We start from the raw sequence: 16,769 nt of genomic DNA, 5'->3' as shown, positions 1-16,769 counted from the left end.
ATGAGTATTTAAATCATCGAAATGTCGGAAAAAATGGTTGTGGGGGATTTCGCCACAATTGTGGCAGTAAAGAAGGCAGGTCCCAAGTCGGAAAAAATCTCAAAGAGGCAGCCAGAGGTCGCTCTTCTAAATGAGAAAACGGTTCCGCAACCACTTGCCCGACAGAAGTCAATGTAGAAGCATCTGGTGGTAGTTCGGTTACAACAATTTTTGTGGCTTCACCGTGAACCGCAACCGGGTGGCCACTAGCCAACACAGTAGTTCTATCGATTCCGGTCATACTGGCTTCTCTTTCATCAAAACGACGTTTTCTTCTATCTTGTATTGCTGCAGATGCAAATAAGCCAAGCTCAGAAGATCTGGCCGACTTAGGTGGTCTAGGCGTCGCAAGCTCGGCTTTTTCTTTATGGGAAATTATTCCAATTCGTGCGGCAACGTCCAAGAATTCACCCGCTTTCTCCGGACTTTTAAGCGTCAAAGCTTTTAAAAGTTTGACGTTGAATTTTCGATCATTAAACAGGTTCACTGAGGCATGCAACGCTTCCAAAACCAGCTCAATCATGCTTGGATGCAGGCAAGAAAATGCGTTTGCGTAATTTTCCACAGCTTCTTCATGATTTATATCGGGATTTTTTCGTTTCTTATTGTAAATAACCCAATCATTTTCCTGAATAAACATTGTAAACCGTTTAATAGCAAGCCAGTCGTTATTTTTAATGGCAAGCAACAAGGGGCAAAGGTTATCGTTATCAACCAGCACAAATGGATCTTTTTGAACCATCCCGCACAACGTACCTAAAGGAAAAGCACTCAGTTTTTTAAAAAGCTGGAGCAGTTTTTCGATGGCCTGATAATCATGAAACTTCACCGCCAAATGCAGAGGTGATAATTCATGTTTATTTTGCAAGATCAAAAGATGCCGAGCCTGTAGAATAAGAAATTCATTTTTGGCTTTTATGGCTTTATCAATCTGCCTTTCGATAACCTCCAAAATTAAAGCCGCGCAATCAGGCCGTTGATGATACAAGGCGTAATGAAGAGCATCGTCATGCTCCTCATCCACCATGCCAATCAAATCAAGGTTTAAAGAATCCGCTTGTGCCAGTAAAATGGCTGTATGGGCCGTACGTCCAAGTGCTACTGCCAACATGAGTGGGCTGATGTAGCCTAAGGAACTTGCATCGACTTTCATTAAATGCACCGAAAGAGCAGCCGCTTCTCCCGCCATTAAAGGCAATTTCTTATCGTCCAAAATGGCCTGGCATAGAGGAGAAAGATAATATTCTCCAACGCGATGTTTATCTTTTATCGTTAAAGACAACAATCTTGGTGCTAATTGGAACGTTCGGATCAAATCTTCCGAGGCGCGGTGGCCATCGCTGGGATGCAAATAAACAAGCCCTTCCGGGTAATTGTAACTCGGTCCATAATGAATCAACAACTGTTCGCCTGGCTCAATGTCTCTTAATGCGATGTAGGCAATGTATTCTTTTCCTTCTGGCGTTTCACGGATTTCGGGATAAAGATTAAAATATTGGGCAGAATGATTGACAAAGCGGGTGGCATTACCGATTTCTTCACAATCCTCTACAACATCGCGGCTTAATTCATACAGGTATTCTGTTCTGGCAGCACTTGCCTCTTTATTGGTCAAACGTTTTCCTGCGTAAATAAATTCTTCCCCTTTGGCAATACGCCGGCTGGCAAAAGCACCATAGGCATTGGGAATATGAGACAATCGTGGAACCAGGGCAATGAAAATTGGCGTATCATCTTGTGCCGTACATGTGAAATGCATGTCTTCAGACGGATATTGAGTCCGTAAATGCTCGCTGATGACTGTTTCAAGGGCCTTTCGTCCCTCTGCAATGCCTAAATCATAAATGGCACTTCCTGGCATAACATATTCCTATTAGGAAAAATTTAGCGCATTTTCACATAAAAATAATCAGGAAACAATGCTTCGTTAATAACGATGTTTTGATTAAGACTTACAAAAAATCCCACGGGCCAGGCAAAAAGAGATTGGGAGTTTTTCGGCATCTGTTTTAAACAAAGATCATCGGAATCAATTACCATTTTCAAGCCAACGTATCTAGTGTACCATTTAATAATTATACTAATAATAAAGAATCATCATGCGCTTCATTGCTACACTTGCTGTCATCACAAGCACCCTGCTATCGACATCCTGCATCCAAAAAGGTACAAATCCGGTCGACCCGTACGAGCCAATTAACCGCAACATTTATGCATTCAATGCAGCGTTTGATGCAACCGTCCTAAAACCGCCGGCAAAATTGTATAAAGTCATTCTGCCACCGCAAGTGCGTGCCGGAATTAATAATGCTTATAACAACGTCAATATGCTGCCGACAGTCGCCAATGATGTGTTGCAGTGGGAATGGAATTATGCCATTAAAGACACTTGGCGTTTTCTGATTAATTCCACGTTTGGAATCGCAGGTGTATTTGATGTCGCGGCAAGTTCATTTAGCTTGCCTCCCCACAGCAATGATTTAGGTTTAACGTTTGCTAAATGGGGCAACAAGGAATCCCCTTATGTGGTCATCCCATTCCTAGGCCCCAGTACAATTCGTGATGGTATGGGCATGATGTTTGATTATGCGCTGTTTACCCCATATCCTTACATTAAATCCGACAAATGGCTGTATTCTATTTTAGGCTTGCGTTATATTGACTTGCGATCGCAAATGCTGGAAAACGATCGCTTAATCGCTGAAGCCATGGATCAGTATACCTTCGTTCGTGACGCTTATTTGCAAAATCGCAATTATCGCATTAATGGCGCCCAGGACAACTTGGGCTCATTATACGTCGACGATGAAGGCGATGACGATGACAGCATGCAACCGCCTGCTGATGCCAATGAGCCTGAGTTTCCATTAACTGCCGCTGCCAAAGATGCTGCACATCGCTCTGTTTCAGCCTGAAATTCCGCCAAATACCGGCAACATCATACGATTGTGCGCCAACAGCGGCGCACAATTGCATTTAATTCATCCGCTTGGATTCGCTCTGGATGATAAACGCATGCGGCGAGCTGGTCTGGATTACCATGAATGGGCCCATATCATTCATTATGAGAATGAACAATCTTTTCTTGCGCAAAATCAAAAGCGGCGAATTTATGCCTGCTCAACCAAGGCCCGTCAATGCTATAGTGATATCACTTACGAACAAGATGACATGCTGCTGTTTGGGCCTGAAACCAAAGGACTGCCAACGCATGTATTGAATGCTTATCAAACGATTCGTATCCCCATGCGCCCTGAAAGCCGCAGTCTGAATTTGTCCAATGCCGTTGCCATCATTCTTTTTGAAGCATGGCGGCAGCTTGAATTTAACTAACGACCTTTAGGATCTGACGCTTTGCTGCAAGGCAGCGTAAATAATCGCCGGCAATATCCAAGCCGGTTTCAGTTGCTATTTCACGAATACAGGTAGGACTGGTCACATTAATTTCAGTTAAATAGTCGCCAATGACATCAATGCCCACAAAATACAAGCCCTTGGCTTTTAGAACAGGAGCCAGTTGCGCACAAAGCCAGCGATCACGCTCATTGATGGCAACCACTTTACCTTGTGCACCAGCGGCCAGATTACCACGTAATTCGCCTTTTGCCGGAATACGAGCCAGTGCATAAGGAACCGGTTCCCCATCAATCAACAAAATCCGCTTATCTCCGTGCGTGATGATTTCAGGAATGTATTGTTGTGCCATAACGCTGACCGTTTGACCATGAGTCAGTGTTTCTAAAATCACCGACAGATTATGTCCTTTTTCATCCACATGGAATACGGCGCTTCCTCCCATACCCTCTAGAGGCTTGAAAATAACATCACGGTGTTGTTGCCAGAACGCCCGTAATCGCTGAATATCCTGACTTACCAGCGTTGGTGGACAACATTGCGGAAAATTCAAGGTAAAGAATTTTTCATTAGCGTCCCGTAAACTCTGCGGTTTATTGGCCACCAGCACGCCTTCCTGTTCAGCCAGCTCCAAAGCATACGTTGCATAAATATATTCCATGTCAAAGGGTGGGTCTTTGCGCATCAAAATGATATCAAATGACGCCAAAGGCTGTTCCCCCAATGACGTTGTTTCTGCCCAATCGGCTTTTGATTCATCCTGCAAGTGAATAGCAAACACATGCGCATGAGCACGTCCTTCATGGCAAAACAAATCGGATTGCGTAAAATAGGCGCAAGACCAACCTAAAGACTGGGCGCTTTGCATCATTGCCACCGTCGAATCTTTATAAGGCTTTATCTTGGATAACGGATCCATTAACACGCCAATTTTCATAATTTATCTCGCTTCAAGTCAGTTAATCAAAAACGATTCCTCCCTTTATTAAAGAGGTTAGGAAAAGTTTTCAAAGCAACACTCAAGCAATTGCAGCAATTTCACGAGCTGCAGCCAACGCCGCCAGACGCGCAATGACTCCATAGGCATAAAAACGATTAGGATAATCGACCACCGCTAAATCTTCGCACGGTGTATTGCAAGCCTGCGCAAAGGCTAAAGGTTCAAAATGCATGCCCGGTGCATTTAAATTTTCTGCCTTGCCACGACCATGATGCACGCGATAAAAACCGCCAACAACAAATTGACCAATCATATAGACAACAGGCTCTGCCACGGAACCATCCGGCATCGTTTCAAACGTATAAACACCTTCCTGAATGATCACTCGACTGACTTTCCTACTGCCCTTACTGGCCGCCATGCGCGTACGCTGTTTACGATTCAATTGTAAGATTTGTTTCCCTTCATGCACCATCATCACACTCATTCCATACGTTCCATTATCCGCCTTTATCGCAACAAAAGGCTTTTCCAAAATACCATAAGCTGTGTATTTTTCACGAATGGTATTGATGAGTTGATCAACCGCTTCCACCAAAGCCTCAATGCCTTCCTGAGCCATAAAATCAATGCTGTCAACCGCACTGAAAGCCGGGCAAATTAACCACGAATCCATCTTTACCAGTGCCGCAAATTCTTTGGCAATTTCAGTAAAATAATGAAAATGGCTAGATTTTAACCGTGATGCCCAACCCAACTTAGCCGTAGGTTGAATGTTTTGTTGCAAGTCTTGCAAAATATCCGGCACACCGGAGGACAAATCATTGTTTAACAATAACAAACAAGGATCAAAATCCGCTAAGCCAACTTTATTGCCAACGCGTAATACAGGTTCAACCAACAAAACATCTCCGTCGTCCGTCACCAATTCGGTTGGCTTTGTAATTGCAGAGTCCAGACTGCCAATGCGAACCACAAATCCTGCCTTGACAAAAATATCACGCAATACGCTCAGACTTTGCAAATAAAAACGATTACGGGTATGGCTTTCGGGTAGAAGAAGTATTTTAGTGCAACTGGGATAATGCTCTCCGAGCACCGATTGCGCTGCCTGAATGCATAAAGGGAAAAAGTCGCGATTTAAATTATTAAAACCCGCCGGAAATAAATTGGTATCCACCGGTGCCAATTTAAAACCGGCATGCCGTAAATCAACCGATGAAGTAATTGGGGGGGGAGTCTTTTGCCATTGACGACGAAACCACGCTTCAATGGCAGCAACTTGATTTAAAATAACATGCTCTACATGATGCAGTGGGCCAGTATGCGCTGTAGTTAAATGAGGTACGGGCATATCAATCACTTGCTATCCTCTTAATCAATAAATCGATGCATGGATATTAGCTCAGGTTTTACAACCATTCAAAAATAACTTCCAGAACTTATGAATAACCCTCAATCTTTGCGTTAACAAAGAAATGTTGATTCAGTCATTTGGTTATTATTTAAGCAATACTGTCCCATTAATCTGTCTTTGCGAGCGTTTAATGGGACAGTTCTGATTATTTCAATCTATGCTAATGCTTTCAATCATTTTTCTGATATGATGAGAAGCAAATTCAATCTGCTATGAGGAAGTTCGCGGATGCTGCCCGATCTTGTGCAACAATTTAGCAGTCAAATACAAACGTTTTATTATTTGTTAATTTTAATCAATGCCATTTTACATGTTATTTTTGCTGGGGCTGTTGCGCGTGATGCCGGCATTTTATATAAAATAGGACAACGTCCTGCTCTGGTATCCGCTGCTACCTGGGCATTTGCAACATTAATTGGCGGAGTAATTACAGCAACCATTTATTGGTTTATTCATCATTCCACATTGACCCGTCCTATCGTTCGAGAGGCTGATTATGACCGACAATCAAGTAGCGACCATCACCGTCCATGAATTAAAAAGACGCCGCGATGCCGACCCCAAATTATGCCTCATTGATGTACGCGAACTTCATGAATGGCAAGAGGGACGCATTGCAGGAGCACGGCATATCCCAAAAGACAAGCTCACGACTCAAATTGAGCAGGAAATCCCAAAACGTGATTGTCCGATTTATCTCCATTGTCGTGGCGGCGTTCGCTCGCTTTATGCTGCGGACTGTCTTATAAAAATGGGCTATCAACACGTTTATTCTGTTGATGGTGGAATTATGGAATGGGAAATTTGCGGTTACCCGGTTGAAAAGTAATTTTATCTGACCATGGATCTTAAGGACAAGAAGATGACATTCATTAGACCTGCACTCGGCTTACTACAAGGCGTCATTGCTTATGCACTCATTAATTTTGGCCATTTCAGTATTGCCACAACCTTCTGTGCCATCATTGTATTGACTTTTCCTCTCTTTGCGTTGCAGGTCAAACTGCCCGAACGAGACACGCTAGCACTTGGTCTTGGCATGTCGTTCATCATAGCCATTGTGTATGGTTTTGTTGCGTATCATTTGCTTGCTGATCTCACACGTGCAGTCACTTACGTTACCCCCATTCTCGCCGCCCAATGCGCTGTGAGTGCTTTTATTGTTTTTATTTTTTACTGTGTTGTGCTTGAGGAAAAACAATTTATCTTTTCCTATTCGACGTTGTTCAGTGAAGTTTGGCAAGTCATATTGAAGCTTATTCTTGGACAAGTGCTGATTTCATTAGCCATGGGATTATGCACACTGGCTGCTCTTTTATTTCAATTACTGGGTATATCACTGATTCAAAACATTGTGTTCAGCACTGCCTTTTTCTACATTATGCCGCCTTTTTTCTTCGGCATAGCCATGGCCATTCTCCATCAACATGAGCAAATTCTCACAAAACTCAGGAATATTTTATTGGCGTTTTGCAAATTCCTGTATCCAATTTTTGTGGTGATTTGTTTAGGGTTTCTCTTGGCAATTCCTTTTGCAAACCGCGCATTTGCTGACTTCTGGCCAATCATTGTGGTGTTGAGTGTCTTTAATATTTTATTGTTTAATGGCATTTTTCAAGCCGGTCTTGAACGTGAACCTTATGCTCGTTGGTTTTGTTATTTAATTTACGCCTGCTTCATCGTCAGCGCCTTATATTCTTTATTTATTCTTAAATACCCCTGGATGGACATGTGGCATTATGGCCTTAACCCTCTGTCTATCCTGTTACTGATTTCACTTATCATTCATGCCTTATATAACGTCAGTTATAGTCTGGCTGTTTTTCTCAGTGAAAAGCCATGGCTGAGCATGATAAAACCTGCCAATACTTTGCTTGCCCTGTTAATGGCAGTCGTTTATCTCATCCTGGCATTACCCTGGTTTCATATCGGTAAAATAGCGACGCATAATCAACTGGCGCGCCTCTTAAATAACAAGCCAATCATGAATCCGCAAAATTCGAGTCCAAATCAAGGCTATCTGGTTGGCGCGGATTTACACGGTGCTAATTTGCACGGCCGAGATCTGCGTCATATCGATTTCTCTCACGCAAATCTACAAGGCGCTAATTTAAGTGAAGCCAATTTGGCACATGCCAACCTGCAATCCGCTAATTTAAGTCAAAGCAACCTTAACAAAGCCGATTTAACGAAAACACGACTAAGTTATGCTGATTTAAGCCAAGCTAACCTGAGAAATGCCCAGCTCAATATGGCGTGGCTTACTCAGACCATTTTAAAGGGTACAAATTTAACAAATGCCGATTTACAGCAGGCCTTCGGTTTACAGCAGAAAAATTTGGATGAAGCTTGTGGAACAGAGGTCAAATTACCTAAAGGGCTTACCATCAAACCCTGTCCATAATTCATATCTTGTCCCTTTTTACAAATTAGAACCTGTCTTTGTAAAGAGAGGCAAGCATTTCTTTCATAATTCGTTTTAACGGTCTAGTACTTATCATTTCTCCCCTTGACTAAAGGGGAGTTAGAGGAGATTTTTCCCTGATAAATCACCAGGACTTGCGTTGTCTGACCGTTCTTAGGATAATTCGACCCAAGTCACTGAATTTCAGGTATCCCATGCAACAATTAGGACAATTTATCATAAACCATTGGCCACTTTGGCTGGCACTCATTGTGATTCTTTTATTAATTTTTGTTAACGAATTAATGAGCCAAAGAAAAAAAGCAAAAGAACTTAACCCATCTGCAGCAGTGGATCTCATTAACAATGAAAATGCCATCGTCATTGATTTACGCGATGCCGAAGCCTATCGCAACGGCCACATCATTAATGCCATACGAGCATCGATGGATGATTTCAATCAACAGCGCATGGATAAATACAAATCAAAACCGATTATTCTCGTCTGTGCCCGCGGCTTGCAATCACCAGCACTAGCCGCTAAATTACGCGAGCAAGGATTTGAGCAACCGATGGTACTTGCTGGAGGAATGGCTGCCTGGATTTCGGCTAACCTACCTACGGTTAAAGGCAAAAAATAGCGCTTATTAAATCAAACCCTATCTACCAATCGTTAATCAACTTATAAAAGGATAACGCTAGAATGACTGAACAAAACAAGAACCAACAACAATCGTCTGAAGTGCAATTTATGATTCAGCGCGTTTACGTTAAGGATTTATCCTTTGAAACCACCAATACACCAGCAATTTTTCAGCAAAAATGGGAACCAGAATTATCTCTGGATTTAAACACCCAACATACCCTCTTGGAAGAAAACGTCTACGAAGTGGCTTTGACCGTGACGGCAACGGTGAAAAATCAGAATGCCACGGCCTTTTTAGTCGAAGTTCAACAAGCGGGAATTTTCACCATTCAAGGCGCTCCTGCCGAACAACTGGATCATTTATTAGGCAGTTTCTGCCCCAGCATTCTCTTTCCCTATGCTCGTGAAGCGATTACCACAGAAGTCATTCGCGGCAGCTTCCCACAGCTTGTCTTAGCCCCAATCAATTTTGATGCGCTTTATATGCAGCAATTAGAGGAAAAGCAAAAAGCAGCTAAGGAAAAATCCAGCGAGACGTCTCACTGATTCAGGTTTTTTACCAATGAAAACGACCACGATTGCCGTTTTAGGCGCAGGCTCTTGGGGAACCGCAATTGCGATTCACCTGGCTCAGCACGGCAATCGAGTATTATTGTGGGGGCACTCTGACCAACACGTAAACGACATGCTGCAGGAGCGCTGTAATCGTCGTTATCTGCCCACTATCAATTTTCCTCCCACCCTGCAACCAACTGCCGATCTTGCAGCATGCATCGCTCAAGCCGCTGAAGTCATTGTAGCCGTACCTTCTCATGCCTTTGCAGCGCTGTTAAATCAATTACCTAAACCCGCCAAGGGTCTTGCCTGGCTAACCAAAGGGCTTGATCCAAGCCGCCATAAATTATTAAGCCAGCTGGTCGCGGAACGATGGGGCAGCGCTTTTCCTATTGCCGTGATTTCCGGACCTTCTTTTGCCCGGGAAGTCGCACAGTTTTTACCAACCGCCTTAGTCGTCGCCGGCACAAGTGGTCCTTACTTGAAAGCCATTCGCGATATCCTTCATCAAAACAACATTCGCGTCTATCAGAGTGATGATGTCATCGGGGTCCAGCTATGCGGCGCCGTTAAAAACGTTCTGGCCATTGCTTGTGGCATCAGTGACGGCTTGCATTACGGCGCCAATGCCAAAGCCGCGCTTATTACCCGGGGACTTGCAGAAATGTGTCGCTTGGGACTAGGTTTAGGCGCCCGTCAGGAAACGTTTATGGGGCTCGCCGGCGTCGGCGATTTGGTGCTTACGTGTACCGATGATCAATCCCGTAACCGCCGTTTTGGCCTTCACTTGGGGCAAGGCATTAGCCTAAATGAAGCTGAGCGGCGTATTGGACAAGTCGTTGAAGGGAAACATAATGCAGCCCAAGTTTGCGCACTGGCAACGCATCATCAGGTTGAAATGCCTATTTGTCAGGAAGTCAATGCCTTACTGCAAGGTAAAATAACCGCCGAACAAGCCGTCAAAAACCTCATGAACCGCCCTCCCAAAGACGAATAATCGTTTATTGATACGTCATTAAACCCGGTTACCGCTTACGCGTTAACCAGGCTACAAGTCACTCAATCTGTAGCCTGGATAGTGCGAAGCAATATCCGGGGAGACCATTGATGGGCATCAAACATCCACCAGTTCAATGTCGGCTTTGGCCAAGGGGCTGCCTAGAAAGATCTCGCCTACGGCTTGAAATCGATGGATGGAATCAGTGACTAGATAGTGCACTTGTGCGGCGGAATTTTTTTCAGGATTGCATAACTGTTGCGCGATCAATGCCTCTTTCAATGCCAATGCTGTGGCTTCGGCGGAATCCACCACACACACGGTGGCAGGCAACAGTCGTGATAATAACGGCTTAAACACCGGAAAATGCGTACACCCCAAAAGCAGCGTGTCTTCCTCGGTCAACCCGGCAAGATAATGGCGAAGTGTCGCTTCGGCGATGGCATTGTCCACCATGCCCTCTTCCGCCAAAGCCACCAAGAGGCTGCAGGCGCGGGCGTGAATGGTAACCTCAGGCAATTGTTCCGTGATGAGCCGCTGGTAAGCGTTAGCGGCAATCGTCGTTTCGGTAGCCAGCACCGCCAAACGCCGGTTACGCGTCGCCGCCACCGCAGCCGATGCTCCTGGCAAGACAACCCCTAAAACGGGCATATCCGGCAGCATGGCTTGTAAATGCGGCAAGGCTGCGGTGGTGGCGGTATTGCAGGCAATGACCAGTGCTTTGATGCGCCGCTCGACCAAAAGCCGCGTCATTTGCACCGCGTATTGCTGCACCGTTGCCGGGCTTTTAGTCCCATACGGCAGACGCGCGGTATCGCCCAAATAAATAAACGATTCATCCGGCATCGCCGCGCGTAACGCACGCAACACCGTCAAACCGCCCATCCCAGAATCAAAAACACCAACCGCCAATGGTGAGGGGTTCATGATGGTCCTTATTATTATGGTCTTCTTTGTCCTATTTTAGTCGTTTCTGTAGGCGCCTCAAATTCTTCTTTCTTACTATCCCACAATCGACCTTTAGTAATTACTTCTTTATATTTTGCCTGAGTCATACTTGCCAACTGACGGGTTGCTTCTTCACGATCACTTTTAGTAATGGCACTAGCCTGTGCGGGATCTTTCGGCGCAACATCACCTAAGTGCTCCGTTATAAACGTACTATTACGGGTCTTCCAGTCTGGACCTGTCACCCCTGGTATCCGCGAATCTATTTTAATATCTTTTAATGAAGGATGACTTTGTTTAAGCAGTAATAACGCTGCATAGACCTTATTACCCATATCCACATCCGGTGGCCTGGCATCTGATCGAAGGATAATATCGCCATCACCGGGCTTGTAATTGGTTAGTAACATTCTAGCCATTTTAAAGGCTACTAATTGTTGTTCCTTTGGATCTAGATTTTCTGATCTATCAGAGACTTTACCCTGATGATCCTGGGTAATGCGACCAATGCCTGCCACTTGTTGTGGGGCACCGCTGACCCGAATTGCTCTAGGTCCAAAATGAGCCACCGAATGGATCACATCGCCTTCTTCCAGTTTCTTTCCATGAAATACCACGGGTGTTCGTCGAGACGATAATTCAGCAGTAGTACTTCCTGCAAGTGGCCCTCGTGCAGCAGGTGCTTCGGGCTCTGGAGGCCTTTGTCCATGAAGAACAACAGTATCTGTAAATTGCCGCATGATGCCATGCTCTTCCAGCAGAAGAACACCAGATTTAGGCGGACCTGAGGGCGCTGGGGCTCGACCTCCAGTCACGGTTAAATCAGGAAAAGTAGCCTGGGCAGCCCCTCTTAATTCGGCAAATTTAGTTTTAGCTTCATCATAAGCACGTTTTGCCCTATCATGTTCGGCAATAAATGATCTCCGTGCCCCCTCATCTGTAATAATCGTACCGGCATTCCTGCGTATAAATTCAGCTTGCTCCAGTTTTTTCTGAAGTTGCGTCATTTGCTCTTGAAGATGGCGCAACTTATCTTCCGCTTCCCTGACTCTAAGCAGGCGGACATCGGTTGCAGCAGCCTCTCTTACAACGGCTTCAGCGCCTGTTTTGATGGCTGTGGCAAGTTCAGGTGCATAATGCTCGGCTAATGCTTTTCTTTGTTCTATTGCTTCATCTAATTTTTCCCGTAACTCCTCATTTTCCTCACCATGAACCAATGTATCTAATTCAATCGCCTTTGATAATACCTCAACATTTTCATAAGCTGCATCAAATAAAGACTTACGTTTTTGTGGAGCAGCTGCAGCAAGATCCGGTATTGACGCCAGCTCATCTCGGACAGGTTTAACCCTCGCCTCCATAAACGCCAATATGCCATCTTGCTTATCACGAACAGCAGCTTCTTCACGCTGAATTTGCTCATGAAGCGCTGCATACCTCGCCTTAATATCTGTTAAATGTTCTTCGTGAATATCTTGCTCTAGAGTTGCTCTATTAGAAACGCAATCACGCCGAATTTCTTCTTTCTTTGCCTCCAACTCCTGCAATCGCGCCATAATGGCTGCAAATTGTGCGGCAGCCGCCTCGCCTGGCTCTGCAAGCGCCGTTTCTATGGTGGGATGAGGCGCGGCACTCACCTGTTCTGCAGCCTCTAGCTTGGATTTAATCTCTTTTATTGTGGCAAGCTCGCCAGCATATTGTTTGATCTGTCCTAATCTTCTATCAGATAAATATGGATGATCGGCTTTGGGAAAAACATCCTTATCTTTTAACATTGTCCGCAATACTGCGAGATCATCCTGTGTAGCTATTGTTGTTAATTCGGCAGCAGGAAGACTAGCCAATCCAAACACCAGACGTTTTTTATTGATCTCTCGCTGTATAACAGCCATGGAGTTTTCTGCTCCATCATTGGCAACACTGAGCTCGTCCTCGTCTTCAGTATGGGCAGCACTTATAAAATTTGCATCAAGTCCCAATATTGTACTATGAGTATGTATAGCCTCCCTGAAATTTTTTGCACCATCTGCTGCATTGATATCTATCTGAATAAGAGCGTCCAGTGCGGCTTTCTGCCTCGCAGCAACAGCAGGATCACTACTTAGTTTCAATTCAGCCAACGTCTCTAAAAGTTCTTGGTTCTTAGCCATACCCAGCTCCGTCATTCCCCATCGTTAATACATAGTTTAAGCCTTTATTCTTAAGGCTTTCTTAATACCCTGGCCTGAGTTTAACAGGAAAGCAAAGACCCGGTTATTTTTTTAAAATCCTATTCCCCGGTTGCGAGCAACCAGGCTACCAACACTGTAGCCTGGATAGCGCAAAGCGATATCCAGGAGCATTCCGATAACCCCTGGCTACCGCTTGGGCGTTAACCAGGCTACACTTATCCAACGCTTATGTTCAAAGTATAGCAAGTTGCTGAAAAATGACCCTGAAATTTGGCAATGATTTCTTAATTTAAACCAACAAAAACTTAAAGTTTTTCTGGATTTCATTCAAATCAAATTTATTAAGATAGAGAGAAAAGCTCATCCAGGCACTTAGGGCGGCAAGATCGCGAAATTGCGGCGGCAGATAAACCGGGTCGGTTAATAAACCATGCTCTTTCAATTCACCCAGCAAGGGTAAATCATCCAACACCAGTTTACCGGTAAAGAGCAAGGGGATGGTATCAATCCGGTGCTGGCTGATGGCAAATCGGATGTAATTATAAATCAACACAAAGCCTTTAGCGTACGATAAATCTTTGGTAAACGGCCCACCTGTGGGGGTGCTGCCGCGAAACACGCGCACGCTTTGCTTGTAACTGTCGTCCTCACTGAAACCGCATTCAAGAAAATAACGGTAAATATCAAGAAAATCGGCGCCTTTAGTGACTTTATCCAGCGCCACCACCCGATTGGTGATTTTGCGCATCCGGCCCGGATAGGAGGAAAAGGTGATCACTTCGGTCAACACGGCCAAGCCTTCCTGAATGACGCTGCAGGAGGGAGAGCCTTTGGAGAGGAAAAAACAATACGGCTGGAAGGCGCCATTTAATGTGGTCCCTACATGCACCCAGCCTTCATGCACTTCCAAATATTTAAGATCGCGATCGCTGAAAATAACCCGTTGGTTTAGTTTAATGGTATCGGCACCGGCAGAGGCATCCGCAACCATGTCATCGCTCACCATCACCGTCAGCCTGTCTGGATGCTGATTGAAAAAAGCGCTTAACCGCGCCTGCAATAATTGTTGTGCTTCCTCAGCGCTATAGCGTTTGACATCCGCGTCCGATTGCAATTGCACGTCTAACGCGGTGAGTATATCAAAGAGCAGCGCCCCTAATTCCGACAAACGCGGTCCACCAACATAAAACGCATCATCCGGACTGCCATACAATTCCATGGCAATTTCACAAAACGCCGGCGTGCCGCGAGCATCCAGCATTTGCAAGGCGCGGATGTATTCATCGCATTGGCGCTTAATGAGGCGGGTTACTGGAGAATACTGCCCCAGCTGATTCTGAGTATCGCGCAGAATCAGGCGAAATTCTTCCATTTTTTCATTGGCATCAAACGGCAATGGCCTTTTTTGATAATAAGCCTCATCGACGGCTGGAAGTTTTTTCCCTTTATGTTGAAAAAAATCCTCGCGGATGGCTTCATCCCATTTGATGCAATCGAGAATACGAATCTTGCTTTGCGCTTCTACAATGCGCCTGGATAATTCCTGAATGACTGCAAATTCCGTTTCTCGCTCTGACATGTGGCACCTCAATTCTGCGGTGGCTCGATGTTCACCCTCGGGTTCTGATTCTGCGGGGGCAAATCATAAAAATGACTGATGTTTGCACTTGTGAGTGGTGGCGGCACCACTAAATTGAGGCCATTCCGACTTTCCAAGTACTTTTTTTCACCATTACTGGAATAATAGGATGCACAGGCCGATAATAAAAGGGCTAATGCCATAATAAATACTGTTTTTTGCACAAAATACCTCGTTTAAACGCCCGATTTTAGTTAATTTTAAATCAATTGTAATGTCCGTAATGCATGCTCCATGGATGGATGGTGGGCATGGCTTAATGGGGTCAAGGGCAGGCGAATTTCATCACTAATCAATCCCATCTTATTCAATGCCCACTTGGCAGGAATAGGGTTTGATTCAATAAACATCAATTGATGCAAAGGCATCAACTGCTCGTGCAAACGCAAGCATTCACCCTGTTCCGAATCGATGGCCGCATCACACAATTTTGCCATCCATTTTGGGGCGACATTCGCCGTGACGGAAATCACGCCTTTTGCACCAGCAAGCATCCATTGTGCGGCGGTTAAATCATCGCCACTATAGACATCAAGACTGCCATCACATTGACGTAAAATCTGCTGCAATCGCGACATATTGCCCGTGGCTTCCTTAATGCCAATGATGTTGGATATCTTGGCAAGCCGTGTAACGGTCTCCGGCAACAGATCACAGGCGGTACGCCCAGGAACATTGTAAAGAATGATGGGTACCGCCACTTCGTGCGCAATTTGATGATAGTGTTGATACAATCCTTCCTGGGTCGGTTTAATATAAGCCGGCGTCATAATCAAGACAGCATCCACCCCGCATTCCATAGCTTGTTCAGTCAATTCAATACACGCCTGAGTTGCATTGGCCGCAGTACCAGCAATCACTGGTATACGCTCATTGACCTGCTCAACCACTGATTTAATCACCAGCAATTTTTCAGCATGCGTTAATGTGCCTGCTTCCCCGGTTGTACCGGCAGCCACAATGCCGTGCGTGCCTGCTTGAATATGAAATTCAACCAGCTCACGCAAACGATCCACATCCACCTTGTCTTCTTTTAATGGCGTAACCAGTGCAACGATGCTGCCTCGAAACATGATGCCCTCATTTCAGTTGATTCGCTTTGCCAATACTAATCGCACAAGAAAACTTTCTCAAGCGCCGCGCTCATCGCCCACCTAATATGTATATATTTCTTACTGTTTATTTATTTTTTGTACTAATATGTGTAATGAAGGACTTATTTTCAAGAGGATTTGAATCATGAAAAAATTAATGTTATCTCTATTTTTTGCAGGATCAGCGATTATTACGTTGAGTGCCTGCACACCAACCCAGGTTGGTACGACAACAGGTGCTGCGGCAGGAGCCGGCATTGGTTATGCAGTCAGCGGCGGCGATGCTTTGGGAACAGTGATTGGTGCTGGGGCCGGTGCACTGGTTGGACATCAAATCGGCCAATCTCAGGAAAGACGTTACTACCGCAACGGTCGATACTACTATTATTAAAACTCATCCTCCCTTTGCAAAAGGGGAGGATTTTCACTGCCTTACGACTTTTACAAATAAAGCTTCAAATCATTTTGTTATATAACAAAATCCCGATCATAAAAAAATTAGTAAAAATTAAAAATAGTGCTATAACTTTCATAGGCCTAAGGAACAATAATAAAAAGGAGAAAT

General features: G+C 44.8%; 17 protein-coding genes. 9 read left to right on the top strand and 8 right to left on the bottom strand.

Annotated elements, in window-relative coordinates:
• Positions 1-13: 13 nt before the first annotated feature.
• Positions 14-1,900 (bottom strand): SET domain-containing protein-lysine N-methyltransferase, encoded by a 1,887-nt coding sequence (locus tag E1O52_RS06990; protein ID WP_133127993.1) that lies wholly within the window; start codon positions 1,898-1,900, stop codon positions 14-16.
• A gap of 238 nt (positions 1,901-2,138) precedes the next feature.
• On the opposite strand from E1O52_RS06990, the gene E1O52_RS06985 reads away from it, so the two are divergent.
• Complete coding sequence (locus tag E1O52_RS06985; RefSeq protein ID WP_133127992.1) at positions 2,139-2,954, top strand: MlaA family lipoprotein; 816 nt, start codon at positions 2,139-2,141, stop codon at positions 2,952-2,954.
• Positions 2,926-3,372 carry a tRNA (uridine(34)/cytosine(34)/5-carboxymethylaminomethyluridine(34)-2'-O)-methyltransferase TrmL gene (gene trmL / locus E1O52_RS06980; RefSeq protein ID WP_133127991.1) on the top strand — a complete coding sequence of 149 codons (447 nt, stop codon included), beginning with the start codon at positions 2,926-2,928 and terminating at the stop codon, positions 3,370-3,372. The genes E1O52_RS06985 and trmL overlap by 29 nt, the downstream gene beginning before the upstream one ends.
• On the opposite strand, the gene gshB is transcribed toward trmL, so the two are convergent.
• The gene (gshB, locus tag E1O52_RS06975) at positions 3,365-4,330 is read right to left on the bottom strand and encodes a glutathione synthase (protein WP_165474735.1); all 966 of its coding nucleotides are present in this window, start codon (positions 4,328-4,330) and stop codon (positions 3,365-3,367) included. The two genes, trmL and gshB, sit on opposite strands and share 8 nt — an antisense overlap.
• 82 nt (positions 4,331-4,412) lie before the next feature.
• Positions 4,413-5,687, bottom strand: a complete 1,275-nt coding sequence (gene gshA / locus E1O52_RS06970; RefSeq protein ID WP_133128027.1) for a glutamate--cysteine ligase — start codon at positions 5,685-5,687, stop codon at positions 4,413-4,415.
• Between the two features lie 291 nt (positions 5,688-5,978).
• Between gshA and E1O52_RS06965 the strand changes: the two genes are divergently transcribed.
• The 6 genes from E1O52_RS06965 to E1O52_RS06940 all read left to right on the top strand — a co-directional run bounded on the left by E1O52_RS06965 (position 5,979) and on the right by E1O52_RS06940 (position 10,352).
• The gene (locus E1O52_RS06965) at positions 5,979-6,284 is read left to right on the top strand and encodes a hypothetical protein (protein WP_133127989.1); all 306 of its coding nucleotides are present in this window, start codon (positions 5,979-5,981) and stop codon (positions 6,282-6,284) included.
• Positions 6,247-6,579: a rhodanese-like domain-containing protein gene (locus E1O52_RS06960; protein ID WP_133127988.1), complete on the top strand. Its 333-nt coding sequence runs from the start codon at positions 6,247-6,249 to the stop codon at positions 6,577-6,579. Before E1O52_RS06965 ends, E1O52_RS06960 begins: the two co-directional genes overlap by 38 nt.
• Before the next feature lie 33 nt (positions 6,580-6,612).
• Positions 6,613-8,154: a pentapeptide repeat-containing protein gene (locus E1O52_RS06955; RefSeq protein ID WP_165474734.1), complete on the top strand. Its 1,542-nt coding sequence runs from the start codon at positions 6,613-6,615 to the stop codon at positions 8,152-8,154.
• Between the two features lie 215 nt (positions 8,155-8,369).
• A complete protein-coding gene (locus E1O52_RS06950) occupies positions 8,370-8,795 on the top strand; it encodes a rhodanese-like domain-containing protein (RefSeq protein ID WP_133127986.1) in 426 nt (141 codons plus the stop codon).
• Between the two features lie 62 nt (positions 8,796-8,857).
• On the top strand, positions 8,858-9,346 hold the full coding sequence (gene secB, locus E1O52_RS06945) for a protein-export chaperone SecB (RefSeq protein WP_133127985.1): 489 nt from the start codon (positions 8,858-8,860) through the stop codon (positions 9,344-9,346).
• A 16-nt stretch (positions 9,347-9,362) separates the two neighbouring features.
• A complete protein-coding gene (locus E1O52_RS06940; protein WP_133127984.1) occupies positions 9,363-10,352 on the top strand; it encodes an NAD(P)H-dependent glycerol-3-phosphate dehydrogenase in 990 nt (329 codons plus the stop codon).
• Positions 10,353-10,469: 117 nt separating this feature from the next.
• Here the strand turns inward: E1O52_RS06940 and murI are convergent, their stop codons facing one another.
• From murI to dapA, 5 genes are all read right to left on the bottom strand, one after another.
• Positions 10,470-11,279, bottom strand: coding sequence for a glutamate racemase (gene murI / locus E1O52_RS06935; RefSeq protein WP_133127983.1), 810 nt, complete (start codon positions 11,277-11,279; stop codon positions 10,470-10,472).
• Positions 11,280-11,293: 14 nt separating this feature from the next.
• Positions 11,294-13,450, bottom strand: coding sequence for a coiled-coil domain-containing protein (locus E1O52_RS06930; RefSeq protein ID WP_133127982.1), 2,157 nt, complete (start codon positions 13,448-13,450; stop codon positions 11,294-11,296).
• A 310-nt stretch (positions 13,451-13,760) separates the two neighbouring features.
• Positions 13,761-15,050 carry a flavohemoglobin expression-modulating QEGLA motif protein gene (locus E1O52_RS06925; protein ID WP_133127981.1) on the bottom strand — a complete coding sequence of 430 codons (1,290 nt, stop codon included), beginning with the start codon at positions 15,048-15,050 and terminating at the stop codon, positions 13,761-13,763.
• Between the two features lie 8 nt (positions 15,051-15,058).
• On the bottom strand, positions 15,059-15,274 hold the full coding sequence (locus tag E1O52_RS13350; RefSeq protein WP_133127980.1) for a hypothetical protein: 216 nt from the start codon (positions 15,272-15,274) through the stop codon (positions 15,059-15,061).
• A 36-nt stretch (positions 15,275-15,310) separates the two neighbouring features.
• The gene (dapA, locus tag E1O52_RS06915) at positions 15,311-16,183 is read right to left on the bottom strand and encodes a 4-hydroxy-tetrahydrodipicolinate synthase (protein ID WP_133127979.1); all 873 of its coding nucleotides are present in this window, start codon (positions 16,181-16,183) and stop codon (positions 15,311-15,313) included.
• A 166-nt stretch (positions 16,184-16,349) separates the two neighbouring features.
• Here dapA and E1O52_RS06910 point away from each other — a divergent pair, with 166 nt between their 5' ends.
• The gene (locus tag E1O52_RS06910) at positions 16,350-16,595 is read left to right on the top strand and encodes a glycine zipper domain-containing protein (protein WP_133127978.1); all 246 of its coding nucleotides are present in this window, start codon (positions 16,350-16,352) and stop codon (positions 16,593-16,595) included.
• Positions 16,596-16,769 lie beyond the last annotated feature (174 nt).

It is taken from the genome of Legionella nagasakiensis, from assembly GCF_900639915.1.
Classification (GTDB): domain Bacteria; phylum Pseudomonadota; class Gammaproteobacteria; order Legionellales; family Legionellaceae; genus Legionella_A; species Legionella_A nagasakiensis.
The sequence above is the reverse complement of the archived record's forward strand: the minus strand, read 5'-3'. Positions and strand labels throughout refer to the sequence as shown.

Excerpts from the sequence above, each read along its gene's own strand:
- E1O52_RS06990 (WP_133127993.1), bottom strand. The coding sequence starts at position 1,900 with ATGCCAGGAAGTGCCATTTATGATTTAGGCATTGCAGAGGGACGAAAG.
- E1O52_RS06985 (WP_133127992.1), top strand. The coding sequence starts at position 2,139 with ATGCGCTTCATTGCTACACTTGCTGTCATCACAAGCACCCTGCTATCG.
- trmL (WP_133127991.1), top strand. The coding sequence starts at position 2,926 with ATGCTGCACATCGCTCTGTTTCAGCCTGAAATTCCGCCAAATACCGGC.
- gshB (WP_165474735.1), bottom strand. The coding sequence starts at position 4,330 with ATGAAAATTGGCGTGTTAATGGATCCGTTATCCAAGATAAAGCCTTAT.
- gshA (WP_133128027.1), bottom strand. The coding sequence starts at position 5,687 with ATGCCCGTACCTCATTTAACTACAGCGCATACTGGCCCACTGCATCAT.
- E1O52_RS06965 (WP_133127989.1), top strand. The coding sequence starts at position 5,979 with ATGCTGCCCGATCTTGTGCAACAATTTAGCAGTCAAATACAAACGTTT.
- E1O52_RS06960 (WP_133127988.1), top strand. The coding sequence starts at position 6,247 with ATGACCGACAATCAAGTAGCGACCATCACCGTCCATGAATTAAAAAGA.
- E1O52_RS06955 (WP_165474734.1), top strand. The coding sequence starts at position 6,613 with ATGACATTCATTAGACCTGCACTCGGCTTACTACAAGGCGTCATTGCT.
- E1O52_RS06950 (WP_133127986.1), top strand. The coding sequence starts at position 8,370 with ATGCAACAATTAGGACAATTTATCATAAACCATTGGCCACTTTGGCTG.
- secB (WP_133127985.1), top strand. The coding sequence starts at position 8,858 with ATGACTGAACAAAACAAGAACCAACAACAATCGTCTGAAGTGCAATTT.
- E1O52_RS06940 (WP_133127984.1), top strand. The coding sequence starts at position 9,363 with ATGAAAACGACCACGATTGCCGTTTTAGGCGCAGGCTCTTGGGGAACC.
- murI (WP_133127983.1), bottom strand. The coding sequence starts at position 11,279 with ATGAACCCCTCACCATTGGCGGTTGGTGTTTTTGATTCTGGGATGGGC.
- E1O52_RS06930 (WP_133127982.1), bottom strand. The coding sequence starts at position 13,450 with ATGGCTAAGAACCAAGAACTTTTAGAGACGTTGGCTGAATTGAAACTA.
- E1O52_RS06925 (WP_133127981.1), bottom strand. The coding sequence starts at position 15,050 with ATGTCAGAGCGAGAAACGGAATTTGCAGTCATTCAGGAATTATCCAGG.
- dapA (WP_133127979.1), bottom strand. The coding sequence starts at position 16,183 with ATGTTTCGAGGCAGCATCGTTGCACTGGTTACGCCATTAAAAGAAGAC.
- E1O52_RS06910 (WP_133127978.1), top strand. The coding sequence starts at position 16,350 with ATGAAAAAATTAATGTTATCTCTATTTTTTGCAGGATCAGCGATTATT.